This is a genomic window from Streptomyces sp. NPDC002386 (assembly GCF_053593175.1).
Genome location: NZ_JBSFBX010000003.1, coordinates 313,439 through 329,491, shown reverse-complemented (window position 1 = coordinate 329,491; position 16,053 = coordinate 313,439). Strand labels below are relative to the sequence as shown.

At 72.8% G+C, this 16,053-nt stretch carries 16 protein-coding genes; 7 read left to right on the top strand and 9 right to left on the bottom strand.

All coding sequences use genetic code 11. The features are described 5' to 3' along the window. Positions 1-182: 182 nt before the first annotated feature. Entirely contained in the window at positions 183-611 is a 429-nt protein-coding gene (locus ACWCPN_RS08635; RefSeq protein ID WP_451203819.1) for an MscL family protein, read from the top strand. A gap of 79 nt (positions 612-690) precedes the next feature. Here the strand turns inward: ACWCPN_RS08635 and ACWCPN_RS08630 are convergent, their stop codons facing one another. Next, positions 691-867: a hypothetical protein gene (locus ACWCPN_RS08630; protein WP_451203550.1), complete on the bottom strand. Its 177-nt coding sequence runs from the start codon at positions 865-867 to the stop codon at positions 691-693. Between the two features lie 91 nt (positions 868-958). Between ACWCPN_RS08630 and ACWCPN_RS08625 the strand changes: the two genes are divergently transcribed. The 4 genes from ACWCPN_RS08625 (at position 959) to ACWCPN_RS08610 (ending at position 5,648) form a co-directional block, all read left to right on the top strand. Then, on the top strand, positions 959-2,197 hold the full coding sequence (locus tag ACWCPN_RS08625; protein ID WP_451203548.1) for a low temperature requirement protein A: 1,239 nt from the start codon (positions 959-961) through the stop codon (positions 2,195-2,197). Between the two features lie 65 nt (positions 2,198-2,262). Next, complete coding sequence (locus tag ACWCPN_RS08620; RefSeq protein WP_451203546.1) at positions 2,263-3,306, top strand: P1 family peptidase; 1,044 nt, start codon at positions 2,263-2,265, stop codon at positions 3,304-3,306. 216 nt (positions 3,307-3,522) lie between these two features. Then, entirely contained in the window at positions 3,523-4,743 is a 1,221-nt protein-coding gene (locus tag ACWCPN_RS08615; protein WP_451203544.1) for a L,D-transpeptidase, read from the top strand. A 158-nt stretch (positions 4,744-4,901) separates the two neighbouring features. Continuing rightward, positions 4,902-5,648, top strand: coding sequence for a DUF6227 family protein (locus tag ACWCPN_RS08610; protein ID WP_199210892.1), 747 nt, complete (start codon positions 4,902-4,904; stop codon positions 5,646-5,648). Positions 5,649-5,702: 54 nt separating this feature from the next. Here ACWCPN_RS08610 and ACWCPN_RS08605 read toward each other — a convergent pair whose 3' ends face one another. From ACWCPN_RS08605 to ACWCPN_RS08580, 6 genes are all read right to left on the bottom strand, one after another. Further along, a complete protein-coding gene (locus ACWCPN_RS08605; protein ID WP_199210893.1) occupies positions 5,703-5,984 on the bottom strand; it encodes a hypothetical protein in 282 nt (93 codons plus the stop codon). A 111-nt stretch (positions 5,985-6,095) separates the two neighbouring features. After that, a complete protein-coding gene (locus tag ACWCPN_RS08600; RefSeq protein WP_451203542.1) occupies positions 6,096-8,210 on the bottom strand; it encodes a PTS fructose transporter subunit IIABC in 2,115 nt (704 codons plus the stop codon). Then, positions 8,207-8,479 carry a hypothetical protein gene (locus ACWCPN_RS08595; protein WP_451203540.1) on the bottom strand — a complete coding sequence of 91 codons (273 nt, stop codon included), beginning with the start codon at positions 8,477-8,479 and terminating at the stop codon, positions 8,207-8,209. The genes ACWCPN_RS08600 and ACWCPN_RS08595 overlap by 4 nt, the downstream gene beginning before the upstream one ends. After that, positions 8,476-9,423, bottom strand: coding sequence for a 1-phosphofructokinase (pfkB, locus tag ACWCPN_RS08590; protein ID WP_451203539.1), 948 nt, complete (start codon positions 9,421-9,423; stop codon positions 8,476-8,478). The genes ACWCPN_RS08595 and pfkB overlap by 4 nt, the downstream gene beginning before the upstream one ends. Then, the gene (locus ACWCPN_RS08585) at positions 9,420-10,181 is read right to left on the bottom strand and encodes a DeoR/GlpR family DNA-binding transcription regulator (RefSeq protein ID WP_451203537.1); all 762 of its coding nucleotides are present in this window, start codon (positions 10,179-10,181) and stop codon (positions 9,420-9,422) included. The genes pfkB and ACWCPN_RS08585 overlap by 4 nt, the downstream gene beginning before the upstream one ends. Before the next feature lie 252 nt (positions 10,182-10,433). Next, positions 10,434-11,957 (bottom strand): MFS transporter, encoded by a 1,524-nt coding sequence (locus ACWCPN_RS08580; RefSeq protein WP_451203535.1) that lies wholly within the window; start codon positions 11,955-11,957, stop codon positions 10,434-10,436. 62 nt (positions 11,958-12,019) lie between these two features. On the opposite strand from ACWCPN_RS08580, the gene ACWCPN_RS08575 reads away from it, so the two are divergent. Next, complete coding sequence (locus tag ACWCPN_RS08575; protein WP_451203533.1) at positions 12,020-12,994, top strand: helix-turn-helix transcriptional regulator; 975 nt, start codon at positions 12,020-12,022, stop codon at positions 12,992-12,994. Positions 12,995-13,156: 162 nt separating this feature from the next. On the opposite strand, the gene ACWCPN_RS08570 is transcribed toward ACWCPN_RS08575, so the two are convergent. After that, entirely contained in the window at positions 13,157-13,837 is a 681-nt protein-coding gene (locus ACWCPN_RS08570; RefSeq protein ID WP_451203817.1) for a TetR/AcrR family transcriptional regulator, read from the bottom strand. A gap of 473 nt (positions 13,838-14,310) precedes the next feature. Further along, a complete protein-coding gene (locus tag ACWCPN_RS08565; protein ID WP_451203531.1) occupies positions 14,311-15,309 on the bottom strand; it encodes a sigma-70 family RNA polymerase sigma factor in 999 nt (332 codons plus the stop codon). Between the two features lie 207 nt (positions 15,310-15,516). On the opposite strand from ACWCPN_RS08565, the gene ACWCPN_RS08560 reads away from it, so the two are divergent. Next, the gene (locus ACWCPN_RS08560) at positions 15,517-16,053 is read left to right on the top strand and encodes an N-acetyltransferase family protein (protein WP_451203529.1); all 537 of its coding nucleotides are present in this window, start codon (positions 15,517-15,519) and stop codon (positions 16,051-16,053) included.

Genomic DNA, 16,053 nt, shown 5'->3' with positions numbered 1-16,053 from the left:
GGCCCATTACACCTTCAGTCGGTTCTCCCGACATCGGGACAAGCTGCGGAATTGGACACGGGGACCCCACCCTGCCGTAGGTTGCGGAGCGTTTCGTTCCGCGTCCTGTGCACGTGAGGAGTGCCCCCGAGGTGATCAAGAAGAAGGAACCCACCGTCTGGCAGGGCTTCAAGGCCTTCCTGATGCGCGGGAACGTCGTCGACCTGGCGGTGGCGGTGGTCATCGGCGCCGCCTTCACGAACATCGTGAACTCGGTGGTGAAGGGGCTCATCAACCCGCTGGTCGGAGCGATCGGCACGAAGAACCTGGATCACTACAGCCTCTGCCTGAAGGATCCGCCGTGCGTGGTGAACGCGGACGGGTCGGTGAAGAGCGGTGTGCCGATCATGTGGGGCTCGGTCGCCGGGGCCACGCTCAGCTTCGTGATCACGGCCGGGGTGGTCTACTTCCTGATGGTCCTGCCGATGGCGAAGTACCTGGCGCGGCAGGAGGCCCGGAAGAAGGCGCGCGAGGGTACGCACGAGGTCATCGAGGTGACCGAGCTGGCGGTCCTCAAGGAGATCCGCGACACGCTGGTCGCGCAGCGCACGGCCGACCACGACAAGCGCTGACCGCACCGGGCGGGGCCGCTCCCGCGCCCGCGGGGCTCCGTCCGAAGACCCGGGCGGTGGCGCCGCCGCGCCCCGCGGTTCAGATGTGGTGGGGCGGCTTCTCGTCGAGGAAGCGCCTCAGGTCGCCGGCGCTGTCACCGTCCGGGCGCTCGCCCCACCCGTGGTCGGTGTCGTCCGAACTCTGCCGGTTCAGCGGGTCGTCGAAGTCCAGCGCGGCCTTCGGGTCACGCTGCTCGGGCTCGGGGGCGGTGCTCATGTCTCAAGGGTACGGCCCCGGCCCACCGCCCTCCCGGGCTCGTGAATCCCTTCACAAGATTTCGTCCCTGTTTTCTGCTGTCCTGGAAGACATGACGTCGAGTTCCGCTCCGTCGCCCGCCTCGCCGGGCGCACAGCAGTCCCCGGGGCTCCTGCGGCGGCTCACCGCGCGCGGGCGCGACGAGGCCCACCGGGTCTCCTCTCCGCTGGAGCTCTTCTTCGATCTGTGTTTCGTCGTGGCCATCGCCCAGGCGGGTGCCCAGCTCGTGCACACGGGGGCCGCCGGGCACGTGGCCGAGGGGATCCTGAACTACGCGATGGTCTTCTTCGCCATCTGGTGGGCCTGGATGAACTTCTCGTGGTTCGCCTCGGCGTACGACAACGACGACGCGCTCTACCGGGTCGTCACCCTGGTGCAGATCGCGGGTGTGCTGGTGCTGGCCGCGGGCGTGGCCCCGGCGTTCGAGCGCCACGACTACCTGGTGGTCTGGCTCGGCTACGTGATCATGCGGCTGGCGATGGCCGCGCAGTGGCTCAGAGCGGCCGGATCGGCCGAGGGGGCGGAGCGGACCACCGCGCTCAGATACGCCGGCGGTGTGCTCCTGTGCCAGGTCGGCTGGCTCGGCCTGGTGCTGCTGCCCCAACCGGCCCGGCCCTGGGTGTTCCTGGTGATGGCGGTCGCGGAGCTGTGCGTGCCGGTCTACGCGGAGAAGGCCCACGAGACGTCCTGGCACGCGCACCACATCGCCGAGCGGTACGGCCTGTTCACCATCATCGTGCTCGGCGAGACGGTCGCCGCGGCCACGGTGGCCGTGAAGTCGGCGGTGGAGGAGCACGACGCGCTGAGTGAGCTGCTGCCGATCGCGGCGGGCGGTCTGCTGATCGTCTTCTCCGCCTGGTGGATCTACTTCGTGGTGCCCGTCCACAGCCATCTGCGGTCCAACACCCAGGCGTTCCTCTGGGGGTACGGCCACTACCTGATCTTCGCCTCGGCCGCCGCGATCGGCGCCGGGCTGGAGGTGTCGGTGGAGCAGACGGTCGGCAGGACGCAGATCTCCACGCTGTCGGCGTCGGCGGCCGTGACCCTGCCGACGGCGCTGTACCTGCTGACCGTGTGGGCGCTGCACTCGCGGCACTTCAAGTCCGGCATCCGCCGGCAACTGGTGCTTCCGGTCACGGCGCTGCTGGTGATCTGCTGCACCTTCCTGGGCGAGTGGGCGGTGCTCGCGGCGGGGCTGGTGTCGGCGGCCTCGGTGGCGACCGGGGTGACCCTGACCGCGCGCCGGGCCTCGCGCGCGCGGCGCTCGGGCGCTGACGTCCCGGCCGCCTGACCTCCCCTCACCCGGACTCCGCCGACGCCCTCCCGGCCGGGCCGGGGTGGGCCACACTGGCCCGCATGACAGTCGACGCTCTGACGGATGTCGCCGGGCTGCGGGTGGGACACGCCACCCGCAACGGGGACGGCTGGCTCACCGGCACCACGGTCGTGCTCGCACCCGAGGGAGGTGCCGTGGCCGCCGTGGACGTGCGCGGCGGCGGCCCCGGTACCAAGGAGACCGACGCCCTCGATCCGCGCAACGTGGTGCAGCGGGTGGACGCCGTCGTGCTGACCGGCGGCAGCGCGTACGGGCTCGACGCGGCGTCCGGGGTGATGGCCTGGCTGGAGGAGCGTGGGCGCGGGGTTCGCGTGGGGGCCGATCCGGCGCACGTGGTGCCGGTGGTGCCCGCCGCGTGCGTCTTCGACCTGGGCCGGGGCGGGAACTTCCGCGCCCGCCCGGACGCGGCGACGGGACGCGCGGCAGTGGAGGCCGCGGCGGCGGGCGCCCCGGGCGCACGGGTGCCGGAGGGGTCCGTCGGTGCCGGTACGGGTGCCGTGGCGGGCGGGCTCAGGGGCGGGGTGGGCACCGCGAGCACGGTCCTGGAGTCCGGGGTGACCGTGGCCGCGCTGGTGGTCGTGAACTCCGTCGGGTCCGTCGCGGACCCCGGAACCGGCGCTCTCTACGGGGAGTTGTTCCAGGGGCGGGTGGAGTACCCGGAGGCGCGGGTGCACGAGGCCGCCCGCCGGCGGCTCGCCGAGGTGGCGGCGCGGAACGCTCCCCCGCCGCTCAACACGACGCTCGCGGTGGTGGCGACCGACGCCGACCTGGGCAAGGCGCAGGCGCAGAAGCTGGCGGGCACGGCGCACGACGGCATCGCGCGCGCCGTGCGGCCGGTGCACCTGCTGCACGACGGCGACACGGTGTTCGCGCTGGCGACGGGCGCCCGCCCGCTCGGCGGCGGGCATCCGCTGGAGCTGAACGACGTCCTCGCCGCCGGTGCGGACCTGGTGACGCGCGCGATCGTCCGGGCCGTGCGCGCCGCCGAGCCGTTCTCGGGGCCGGGTGGAGTGTGGCCGTCGTACGCGGAGTTGTACGGCGGACGGCCGGCGCCGGACGCGTAGCGGCGCGGCCGGACGTACCGGCGGCGCGGCGGGACCTACCGGTGGCGCGGCCCGACGTACCGGCGGCGGGGCCGGGAGCGTGACTCCCGGATGCGGATTGTCGCGGTTCTGTCACCAGACGACGTCAACGGGCACCGGCGGGAACCTCACCGGCGCCGGGGGCCTCTTTTCCCACGCACTGGAGCGGATCAAGCACACACGAACTGGGAGCAGCCCGTGAGAACGCCGGACATCGCAACGCGGCGCGTACTGGGGGCCTGTGCCGCCCTGGTGGTCGGCGCCCTCACCCTGACGGCCTGCGGCGGCGACGCCAGCGCCACCGGCGAGGACGGCAAGAACGGCAAGGGATCGGCCAGGAACTCCAGCGCCGACATCGTGATCTCGGCCAAGGACGGCTCGACGGGCGCGTCCATCAACGCCACCGGGGTCAAGGTCGGCGACGGCAGGCTGACCGACGTCAAGATGACCGTGGCGGGGTCCGGCCAGGCGGTGCCGGGGACGATCTCGGCGGACGGCCACAGCTGGAAGCCGAAGCAGCAGCTCGAGCGCGGCACGAAGTACCGGATAGCGGCGACCGCGAAGGACGGCGAGGGGCGCACCGCGGCGGCCAACTCCATCTTCACCACCGTCTCCTCGTCGAACAGCTTCATCGGCACCTACACGCCGGACGACGGGACCACGGTGGGCGCGGGCATGCCGGTGTCCTTCACCTTCGACAAGTCGATCACCGACCGGAAGGCCGTGCAGTCGCACATCGCGGTCTCCTCCAGCAGCGGCCAGCAGGTCGTCGGGCACTGGTTCGGGGACCGCCGGCTGGACTTCCGGCCCCAGGAGTACTGGAAGGCCGGCTCCAGGGTCACGATGAAGATCGACCTGGACGGGGTGCAGGGCGCCAGCGGCGTCTACGGCGTGCAGAAGAAGACGGTGACCTTCACCGTCGGGCGCTCGCAGGTCTCGACGGTGGACGTCAACACCCAGACCATGACCGTGGTGCGGGACGGCCGGACGGTCAAGACCCTGCCGATCTCCGCGGGCAGCCCGCAGCACACCACCTACAACGGGCAGATGGTGATCTCCGAGAAGTTCGTGCAGACCCGGATGAACGGCTCGACGGTCGGCTTCGGCGGGGAGTACGACATCTCCGACGTGCCGCACGCGATGCGGCTGACCTCGTCGGGCACGTTCATCCACGGCAACTACTGGTACAACAAGGGCAACCCGCCGTTCGGCCGGGAGGGCACCAGCCACGGCTGCGTGGGCCTCGCGGACGTGCAGGGCGCGCAGGGCGACACCACGGCCAAGTGGTTCTACGACAACTCGCTCGTCGGGGACGTCGTGGTCGTGAAGAACTCCCCCGACAAGACGGTGGCGCCGGACAACGGCCTCAACGGCTGGAACCTGTCGTGGAGCGACTGGACCGCGGGAAGTGCCGCGTGACCGGCGGCTTTTGACGTGATGTGGGGCCGCGCGGGAACTTTTCGCGCGGCCCCCGCGTTTTCCCCGCATACGTTTTCTCGGATCGGGGGACACGATGTCCGACCGAGGGGCTACGGTATGCACCCACCAGGTGACATGCAGCAACGCCGGGAGAAACCTTGAGCGTTCCGTACGAGACGGCAGCGTACGAACCAGCCGAGTCGCCCGAGTCTCCGGAGGAGCACCTCGCGCGACTCCTCGGCCGTGCCCTGAACTCCTTCGAGCTGCCCGACGAGGCGCTCCGGCTGCTCGAGTGCGCCCTGGCGCACGACAGCTCCCTGCACTCCGCCCACCACAGCGCGGGCCTGCACCGGGAGACCTACCGGCACACCTGGCTGCTCGCCGACGGCTCGGCGGTGACCCTGTGGGAGCTGGTGCACAACACCGCGCCGGGCGGTGAGGCGCAGCACGAGGTGTACGTCGACGAGGAGGAGCTGCACACCGCCACCGGCCGGCTCGCGCTGCCTCCGGACGCGCCGGACTTCGAACTGCCCGTGGTGACCCAGCTCTCCGCGATACCCGAGCCCCGGCACGTGTACGCCCCGGACGACACGGCGGACCACGCCCGCCGGCTGCTGCGCCGCGCGGAGAACCCCGACCGGCCGGGAGCGGAGGTGGCGGCCCTGCTGGCGACGGCGTCCGCGCACCAGATCACCCAGGCGTTCGGACGGCCCGGGCGGGCCGGACGGGCGGGGCTGAGCTTCGCCCTGTACGAGCACGCGTTCCTGCTGCCGGACGGCGGCGAGGTCTCCCTGTGGGAGGTCGAGCACACGGCGACCCCCGACGGGCGGCACATGTGCGAGGTCTACACGTCCCAGGACGCGGCCCGGGACGCCATGGAGCGGCGGGCGGCACGACAGGTCTGAGGCCCGGTCACCCGACGGGACGAGGCCCGGCGGTCCGGACTCGCACGCGGCTTTTCAGCGGCCGCCGAGTTGCCGTACCAGGCCGGCGAAGGCGTCCTGTTCCTCCGGGGTCAGCTCGACGGACTCCCTCGACGGCCCGGCCTGCGGCTGGTCGGGAAGGGCGGGGAGAACCGGGAGGACCGGAAGCACGGGGAGAGCGGCGGCCCGGCGACGTCCGGCGGCGGCCTCGACACGGAAGCGGCGCAGCAGGCGCATCACGATGACGGCCCAGACGACGCCCGCGGCGGTGAGGGCGGCCGCGCCGGTCAGCTGGAGTGTCGAGACGTGCTCAGGCATGCCCCCCAGTAGACACCACGGTCCGGGACTTTGGTCCCGGACCGTGACGTATCTCGCAGGTGCCATGAACAACTCACAGCGCACCAAAGGGACAAGAGGTGCGGCTCCCCGTCAGGCGGCGACCGCGTGCTTGTTCCCCGGTGCGCCCGTGGCGGCACCGGTGGCGGGCCCGTCGGCCGCGGTCCCGGGGACCGGCCGGCGCATGCCCTTGAGGACGACGACCAGGGCCGTGGTGACGAGGACGCCGGCCGCGATGGCGATCAGGTAGAGGAACGGGTTGCCGATCAGCGGGACCACGAAGATGCCGCCGTGCGGGGCGCGCAGGGTGGCGCCGAAGGTCATCGACAGGGCGCCGGTGAGCGCGCCGCCCACCATGGCCGACGGGATGACCCGCAGCGGGTCGGCGGCGGCGAACGGGATCGCGCCCTCGGAGATGAAGGAGGCGCCCAGCACCCAGGCGGCCTTGCCGTTCTCGCGCTCGGTCTGGGTGAAGAGCCTGCCGCGCACGGTCGTGGCCAGGGCCATCGCCAGCGGCGGGACCATGCCGGCGGCCATCACCGCTGCCATGATCTTCATCGCGGAGTCGCTCGGGGCGGCGACCGCGATGCCGGCGGTGGCGAAGGTGTAGGCCACCTTGTTCACCGGACCGCCCAGGTCGAAGCACATCATCAGGCCGAGCAGACCGCCGAGCAGGATGGCGTTGGTGCCGGTGAGGCCGTTCAGCCAGTCGGTCATGCCCTTCTGCGCAGCGGCGATGGGTTTGCCGATGACGACGAACATCAGGAACCCGACGATCGCCGAGGAGATCAGCGGGATCACCACCACCGGCATGATGCCGCGCAGCGCCGCCGGGATGCGGACCCGCTGGATCGCCATCACCACCCCACCGGCGACCAGACCGGCCGCGAGTCCGCCGAGGAAGCCCGCGTTGATCGTCAGCGCGATGGAGCCGCCCACGAAGCCGGGGACGAGACCGGGGCGGTCCGCCATGCCGTAGGCGATGTAGCCGGCCAGGACCGGGACGAGGAACGCGAACGCCACTCCGCCGATCTGGAACAGAAGGGCGCCCCAGCTGTCGGCCTGGGTCCACACGAAGTGGTCCATCACCGAGGGCGCCTTGTTGATCTTGTAGCCGCCGATCGCGAAGCCGAGGGCGATCAGCAGACCGCCCGCGGCGACGAACGGGACCATGTAGCTGACACCGCTCATCAGCCATTTGCGGAGCTTGGTGCCGTAGCCCTCGCGCGAGTCACCGGAGCGCTCGACCGGTGTGCCCGCGGCGGCGGCCGCGGTGGCCTCGCCGCGCGCGGCCTTCTCCCGTACCTCGGTGATGAGTTCGCCGGGCCGGTTGATGCCCGCCTTCACACCGACGTCGACGGTCGGCTTGCCCGCGAAGCGGGCCTTGTCGCGTACGGGGACGTCGTGCGCGAAGATCACGCCGTCCGCCGCCGCGATCACCTCCGGGTCCAGCCGGGTGAAGCCGGCCGAGCCCTGCGTCTCGACGCTCACCTCGGCGCCGGCCTCGCGGCCGGCGTTCTCCAGCGACTCCGCCGCCATGTAGGTGTGGGCGATGCCGGTCGGGCAGGAGGTGACGGCGACGATGCGGAAGGGCCGCTCGTCCGGGGCGGATCCGGCGTCCGCGGCCCGGCCGGAGCCGGGTTCCGCGGTGGCCGCCGGGGCAGGTCCGCCGGCGTCCGACGGCTCCGGCGTGCTGCCCGCCGCGGCGTCGGCGGAGGCCGCCCCCGACGCCGCGGCGGTGTTCTCGGGGGCGCCGTCGGCCGGCGCCTCCTCCCCGCGGATGAGCGCCGCCGCCGTGCCCGCGGCGCCCGCGGACCGCAGCGCGTCGGTGAACTCGGCGTTCATCAGCTGCCGGGCCAGTGACGACAGGATCGTCAGATGGGCGTCGTCGGCGCCGGCCGGGGCGGCGATCAGGAAGATCAGGTCGGCGGGTCCGTCCGCCGCACCGAAGTCGATGCCCTCGGCGCTGCGGCCGAAGGCGAGGGTCGGCTCGGTGACATGGGTACTGCGGCAGTGCGGGATGCCGATGCCGCCGTCGAGGCCGGTGGGCATCTGCGCCTCGCGGGCGGCCACGTCGGCGAGGAAGCCGTCCAGGTCGGTCACCCGGCCCAGGGCCACCATGCGCTCGGCGAGTGCGCGCGCCGCCGCTTCCTTGGTGTCGGCGGACAGGTCGAGATCGACCAGGTCCGCGGTGATCATGTCGCTCATCGCGGGCTCCAATGCACGCGTATCGCCCGGGGGACGGGGTGGGCGGGGGTGGGGACGGAGGTGGGGACGGGGATGCGCTCGGGGAAGGCTTCGGGGCGGGTGGAACCGGGGCCGGGCGGCCCCTGCCGCCGGGGGCCGCTCACGAAGGGCGCCGGGGCGCCCCGCCGTTCGGGCTCGGGCGGAGTGGGGAGGTCCGGGCGGGCGGGCCGCGGGCTGCCGCCCAGGTGCCTGCCGCCGGGGCGGGTGCCGCGCAGCGCCAGGGAGGTCATGACACCGGCTCCGTGAGTTCGCGGTCGACGGGGATGTCGGCCGTGACCGTGACCGCCGCCGGGTCCAGGTCGGCGGGGGCCGGCATGACGCTGCCCGGGAGCTGTACGGCGGCGGCGCCATGGGCGACGGCGGAGGCGAGGGCGCGGGGGCCGCCGCCGCCGGCGATCAGGAAACCGGCGAGGGAGGAGTCACCGGCGCCCACGTTGCTGCGGACGGTGCGCACCCGCGCGCTGCCGAACCAGGCGCCCGTGCCGTCCACCAGCAGCTGTCCGTCGGCGCCCAGGCTCGCGAGCACGGCGCCCGCGCCCATCCCGCGCAGTTCCTCGGCGGCCTTCAGGGCGTCGCCCACGGTCGCCAGGGGGCGCGCGACTGCTTCCGAGAGCTCCTCGGCGTTGGGCTTCACCACGTCGGGCCGGGCGCGCAGCGCCTCCTGCAGCGCACGCCCCGAGGTGTCCAGAGCGATGCGCGCGCCCCCGGCGTGCGCCCGGGTGACGACCTCGGCGTACCAGGAAGGCGCGAGCCCCCGGGGCAGGCTGCCGCAGCACGCGATCCAGTCGGCTTCGCGCGACTGCTCGCGGACGGTGTCCAGGAGCAGTTCCTGCTCGGCGGGCGAGAGGTCCGGGCCCGGCGCGTTGATCTTCGTCAGCACCCCGTCCGCCTCCGCCAGCGCGATGTTGGAACGGGTGGCCCCGGCGACCGGGACCGGCGCGACCTCGATGCCCCGGCCGGCGAGCAGCTCGGCGACGAGCGCGCCCGGCGCACCGCCCAGGGGCAGGACGGCGACCGTGCGCCGCCCGGCGGCCGCCACGGCGCGTGAGACGTTGACGCCCTTGCCGCCGGGGTCCATGCGCTCGCCGCTGGCCCGGATGACCTCGCCCCGCTCCAGGGAGGGGACCTCGTAGGTGCGGTCGAGGGACGGGTTGGGGGTGACGGTGAGGATCATGCGCGCACCACTTCCGTGCCGCCGCGCTCGATGACGGCGGCGTCTTCCTGGCTCAGTCCGTTGTCGGTGATCAGCAGGTCCACGTCGCTCAGGCCGCCGAAGCGGGCGAAGTGCTCCTGACCGTGCTTGGCGGAGTCGGCGAGGAGGACCACGCGGCGCGCGGCGGCGACGGCCGCGCGCTTGACCGCGGCCTCGGCGAGGTCGGGCGTGGTCAGGCCGTGCTCGGCGGAGAAGCCGTTGGCGGCGACGAAGAGGACGTCCGCGCGGATCTCGCCGTACGCGCGCAGCGCCCAGGCGTCCACGGCGGCCCGCGTGCGGTGCCGCACCCGTCCGCCGATCAGGTGGAGCTGGATGCCGGGGTGGTCGGCGAGGCGGGCGGCGATGGGCAGGCTGTGCGTGACGACGGTGAGGGCGGTCTCCAGCGGGATCGCCGCGGCCAGCCGGGCCACCGTCGTGCCGGCGTCGAGGATCAGCGTGCCCCCGGCGGGCAGTTCGGCGAGGGCCGCCTTGGCGATGCGGTCCTTCTCGTCGGCCGCGGTGGACTCGCGCTCGGTGAGGTCCGGCTCGAAGTCGAGGCGGCCGACGGGGATGGCTCCGCCGTGCACCCGGCGGACGAGACCGGCCCGGTCGAGAGCCTTCAGATCGCGGCGGATCGTCTCCGCCGTCACCTGGAACTCCTCGGCCAGCGACAGCACGTCCACCCGGCCGCCGTCGCGGGCGAGCCGGAGGATCTCCTGCTGTCGCTCCGGTGCGTACATGCCCGTTTACCTCCACCTCATGCCTGAAAGTGTTGTTTCACTGCGAGGCTACGCCCGGGATTCCGGAAAGTAAACAGGTTCGGGCATGACTCGGGCATGAACGGACTTCGAGCTCCGTCCGTCACGGCTCGTTCCACCGCGGACCGAGGCAGACGGAGGCGGACCGGGGAGGCCCGGCGGCCCGGACACGGCGCAGGGCCCGGCACCTCCCCGGTGCCGGGCCCTTCCTCGCCGCCCGCCAGGGCCACCCGCTCAGGCCGCCAGCTCGGGCTCCTTCTCCGCCGCCGGGGCGCCGGCGGAACCCTCCACGTGCTGCGCCGGGCGCTTCGGCAGGGCGGACATCAGCAGGAAGATCGCGCCCAGGATCCCGGCGACCCACCACAGGGCGTGCTGGAAGCCGTTCACGAAGGCGGGGCCCACCTGGGCCGGGGTCAGCCGGTCGCCGATCACCCCGAAGAAGACGACCGACACCAGGCCGAGGCCCAGCGCGTTGCCCATCTGCTGCACGGTGTTGATCAGTCCGGAGGCCGACCCGGCGTGCTCACGCGGCACCTCCGAGAGCACCGCGTCCGTCAGCGGAGCGACGATCAGCCCCATGCCGGCGCCCATCACGACCAGCGGCAGCGCCATCTGCCAGGAGGCGATGGAGAGGCCGTAGCGGTGCGACTCCCAGATGTAGAGGAGCACGCCGGCGGCCATCAACAGCGCACCCGACCGCAGCACCTTGCGGCCGAACCGCGGGACCAGCTTCTGCACCGACATCCCCGCCGCCGTGGACACCGCGAGCGAGAACGGCACCCCGGTCAGGCCCGCCCGCAGCGGGCTCCAGCCCAGGCCGATCTGCATGTACAGCGTCCAGACCAGGAAGAAGATGCCGAGCGCGACACCGAAGACGGTCTGCACGGCGATACCGGCGGCGAAGCTCTTCACCCGGAACAGGGACAGCTCGATCAGGGGCGAGCCGTCGCGGGCGGCCTTGCGGCGCTCGTAGGCCACGAGCGCCGCGAACACACCGAGCGCGCCGGCCATGCACACGTAGCCCCACAGCGGCCAGCCCAGCTCACGGCCGCGGGTCAGCGGGTAGAGCAGCATCAGCAGGCCGAGCGTCACCAGGGCGACGCCGACGAGGTCCAGCTTCAGCGCCTTGGGCGCCCTGGACTCGGTGATGAAGCGGCGGCCCAGGAGGAAGGCGACGACGCCGACCGGCAGGTTGATCAGGAAGATCGGCCGCCACTCGAGGCCGAACAGGTTCCACTCGGTCAGCAGGGCGCCGAGCAGCGGGCCGGAGACCGCGCCGAGGCCGACGACCGCGCCGAACAGGCCGAAGACCTTGCCGCGCTCATGGGCGGGGAAGGTGGCGTGCACGATCGACAGGACCTGCGGCACCATCAGGGCCGCCATGCCGCCCTGCAGGATGCGGGAGGCGACCAGCATCTCCGGGTTGGCGGCGAAGCCGCACAGGGCGGAGGCCAGGGTGAAGCCGCCGATGCCGAGGAGGAACAGCTTCCGGCGCCCGTGGATGTCGCCGAGCCGGCCGCCGGTGATCAGGCCCGCCGCGAAGGCCAGGGCGTAGCCGGCCGTAATCCACTGGATCTGGCCGAGCGAGGCGCCCGCGTCCTTCTGGATCGAGGGGATCGCGATGTTGACGATCGTGACGTCGACGAGGTCCATGAAGGCCGCCGCCATCACGATCGCCAGCGCGAACCAGCGGCGGCGGTCGGCCGACGGCCGGGCCGGGGCCCGGCCGGCACTGAGGGTCTGTTCCGTGGAGGTCATGCATCCAAGCTAGGACCCCAATAGGTCAGATCGTGTCCTAGTTCTGCGGCATGCTCATCAGCATGACGACGGACACCCCGGCCCGGCTCCTCCAGCTCCTGTCCCTCCTGCAGACACCGCGCGAGTGGCCGGGCGGTGAGCTGGCCGACCGGCTCGGTGTGTCCCGCCGCACCGTGCGGCGCGACATCGACCGGCTGCGGGAGCTGGGCTATCCGGTGCAGGCGACCCAGGGCTCCGACGGCGGGTACCGGCTGGTCGCGGGGAAGGCCATGCCGCCGCTGGTGCTGGACGACGAGGAGGCGGTGGCGATCGCGGTCGGACTGCGGGCCGGGGCCGGGCACGCGGTGGAGGGGGTGGACGAGGCCTCGGTGCGGGCGCTCGCGAAGCTGGAGCAGGTGCTGCCGGCCCGGCTGCGCCACCGGGTCTCCACACTGCAGGCCGCGACGACGCCGCTCACCAGTGGGGACGGGGCGAGCATCGCGCCGGAGACGCTGACGGTGATGGCGTCGACGGTGGCGGGGCGGGAGCGGCTGCGGTTCGCCTACCGGGACAAGGAGGGCGGCGAGTCGCGACGGCTGACGGAGCCGCACCGGCTGGTCTCGACGGGACGGCGGTGGTACCTCGTCGCGTACGACCTGGGGCGGGAGGACTGGCGCACGTTCCGCGTGGACCGGGTCCGGGAGCCGTTCGCGACCGGTGTCCGGTTCGCTCCGCGGGAGCTGCCGGAGGGGGACGCTGCGGAGTACCTGCGGCGCTCGATCCGGCGACGGGGGCAGGACACGTACGCGTTCGAGGTGTGGTTCGCCGGGGCGGTGGGGGAGGTCGCCGCGCGGGTGCCCGGGTGGGTCGGGGTGCCGGAGGCGGATGGCGGCGGGGGGTGTGTGCTGCGGGGGACGAGCGGGGAGCCGGTGGAGTCGCTGGCCGTGCGGCTGGCGATGGTGGGATGTGAGTTCCTGGTTCGGGGGCCCGAGGAACTCGTCTCCTGTGTGCGGGAGTTGGGCGGGCGGTTGAGTCGGGCGGGGGCGGGGGGAGCGTAAGGGCGCCGGCGGGCGGGGCTCTTGGGCGCCCGGTACCGGGCGGGGCGGGGCGGGGGGACGCTTGCCCGCGCCTGCGGGGCGCCTCCCCCGTCCCCGCCCGTGCCGCCCCCGGCGGCACGCATGCTCGCAGCCGGGGGCCGATACCCGCGGCTCGGGGTGACGTCAGGAACCGGGTGACGGGGAGGTCTCCGGCCAGGCGTAGTTCTCCAGGGCCGTCAGGTTCCGGAGGGCCAGGGTCGCGGGGCCGTCGGGGCCGGTGGGCGGGTAGGTGGTGGTGGCCCAGGACTCGACGGCCACGCGGATCGCCGCTCCGGCCACCGCCGCCGTGAGACGCAGGTGCGGCGGGACCGCCGGCGGCCGGGCAACGTCGTCCTCGGCGGACTCCGCCCGCTCCGCGGAATCCCGGTGAGCCCCGGAGGCCGCGGCCTCCCCGGAGTCCGCGGGCGCCAGCCGTTCCGCCAGGGTCTCCGCGAGCGCGGACTCCGACATCCGGCAGACCTCCGCCCACACCTTCCCGAGCGCGGGGCTCGCGTCGGCCAGCCGGATCAGGGTGCGGACCCATTCCCACGAGGCCGCCGACACGCCCACTCCGGGGCTGAGCGTGTACTCGACCGCATGCCGGAGGGCCTCCGGCACGGAGAGGCCGGGCGGGGCGTCGCGGACCGCCTGGATGCACAGCTCGGCGCCCGCCGCGTACAGCGGCGCCACCGCCTCCTCCTTGGAGGCGAAGTAGCGGTAGAAGGTGCGCGGGGCGATGCCCGCGGCCTGGGCGATGTCCTCGGCGCGCGTGCCTCGCAGGCCCTGGCGCACGAAGAGCGCGGCCGCCGCGCGGGCGATCTCCATGCGGGTCTCGGCCTTGCGGCGTTCGGTCAGGGACATCGGGGCCGTGGCGGAAACAGGCTGGTGGGCGGTGTTACCGGTGGTGCTGGGGGTGCTCACCTCGGCAGGCTATGCCGGTATGGCAGAATCTGCCATTCGAGCGGGCCACCCCGGGGTTCAGGTACGGGGTGGCCCGCCGTTCCGGCATGAGGCCGGGCCCCGGCGCCTGGGGGGGTAGGCGCCGGGGCCCGGCTCGGGAACGTTCCGACGCCGGGGGGGGTGGCGCGGAACGTGGCTCACGCACCGGGCATCCGGTCGATGCCCGACGTGCGTCATGTGGGGGTGGGTACTACGGCTGGGAGTGCGGCCCCTCGGTGCAAGTCCAACTCCTGGGCCCGCAATGGTTTTTCCCTCGGGCCCGGGAGTTGAAGCGACGGTACCGCGCCATGTTTGCGCCGTCTTTCGCCACCGGGTGTGCGCGGTCGTACGCCGGCCGGTCAGGCCGCCGCGTCGAAGCCGGTGCCACGGGCGAGCTTCTTCAGTTCGAGCAGCGCGTGCTTCTCGATCTGACGGATGCGCTCGCGGGTCAGGCCGTGCTCCTTGCCGACCTCGGTCAGCGTGCGCTCGCGGCCGTCCTCGATGCCGTACCGCATCTTGATGATGGAGGCCGTGCGCTGGTCCAGGCGGCCGATCAGGTCGTCCAGTTCCTCGCTGCGCAGGAGCGTGAGGACCGACTGCTCCGGGGAGACCGCCGAGGTGTCCTCCAGCAGGTCGCCGAACTGGGTCTCGCCCTCGTCGTCCACCGGCATGTTCAGCGAGACCGGGTCACGGGACCAGTCGAGCACGTCGGTCACGCGCTCCGGCGTCGAGCCCAGCTCGGCGGCGATCTCCGCGGGCTCCGGATCGCGCCCGTGCTCGCGGTTGAACTCGCGCTGGACACGGCGGATACGGCCCAGCTCCTCCACCAGGTGGACGGGGAGCCGGATCGTGCGGGACTGGTCGGCTATCGAGCGGGTGATGGCCTGGCGGATCCACCAGGTGGCGTACGTCGAGAACTTGAAGCCCTTGCGGTAGTCGAACTTCTCGACGGCGCGCACCAGACCGGCGTTGCCCTCCTGGATCAGGTCCAGCAGCGGCAGGCCGCTGCGCGGGTAGCGCCGGGCCACCGCCACGACCAGGCGGAGGTTGGAGCGGATGAAGACGTCCTTGGCGCGCTCACCGGCGTCGACCAGGGCCTGCAGCTCCTCGCGGGTGGCGTCCGACTTCGACTCCTCCTCGCCGTCGAGGACCTGCCGCGCGAACACACCCGCCTCGATGGTCTGGGACAGCTCGACCTCCTTGGCCGCGTCGAGCAGCGGCGTACGCGCGATCTCGTCGAGGTACATGCCGACCAGGTCGCGATCGGCGATCTCGCCGGCGTGGGCGCGGACACTGCCTGCCGAGTCGGCCGTCTCGCCGGTGGCGGACTTACGACGGGCGACGGCACGGGTTGCCATGCGTGCTCCCTTGCGATGGTGGGCTGGCGGGTGATCCTTCGGACGCTCGACATCGAACGGTTTCGCCCCGCGGATCCGACTCCTTGGGACTCTCCTCGTGTGCCCCGCATCCGAGGGAAACAACGACTGGAATCCGGACAGAATTCCCACACCGACCCTCAATTTTTCTGATCATGCAGTACCCTGTCGGCCACACGGGGAGGCGCAATGCCGTCGGCACACACAGAGGTGCAGGTCAGGCCGGGGGTCGAGGGGGATCTCGATGCCCTCACGGAGATCTACAACCACTATGTGCGTGAGACAGCGATCACATTCGACACGGCCGTCTTCACCGCGGAAGAGCGCCGCCCTTGGCTGCTCTCCCACCCGGAAGACGGCCCGTACCGCCTGATGGTTGCCACGGCGGCGGACTCACAGCGGATTCTGGGGTACGCCACATCCAGCCCTTACCGCGCGAAGCCCGCCTACTCCACCTCCGTGGAGACCACCGTGTACGTCGCCCCGGGGGCCGGCCGCGGCGGCATCGGCAGCCTGCTCTACGGCGCCCTCTTCGAGGCGCTGGCCGGCGAGGACCTGCACCGCGCCTACGCGGGCATCGCGCTGCCGAACGAGGCCTCGCGGCGGCTGCACGCCCGCTTCGGTTTCCGGCACGTCGGCACCTACCGGGAGGTGGGCCGCAAGTTCGGCCGCTACTGGGACGTGGCCTGGTACGAGAAGGACCTCGGGCAGGCCCCCCTCGGATAG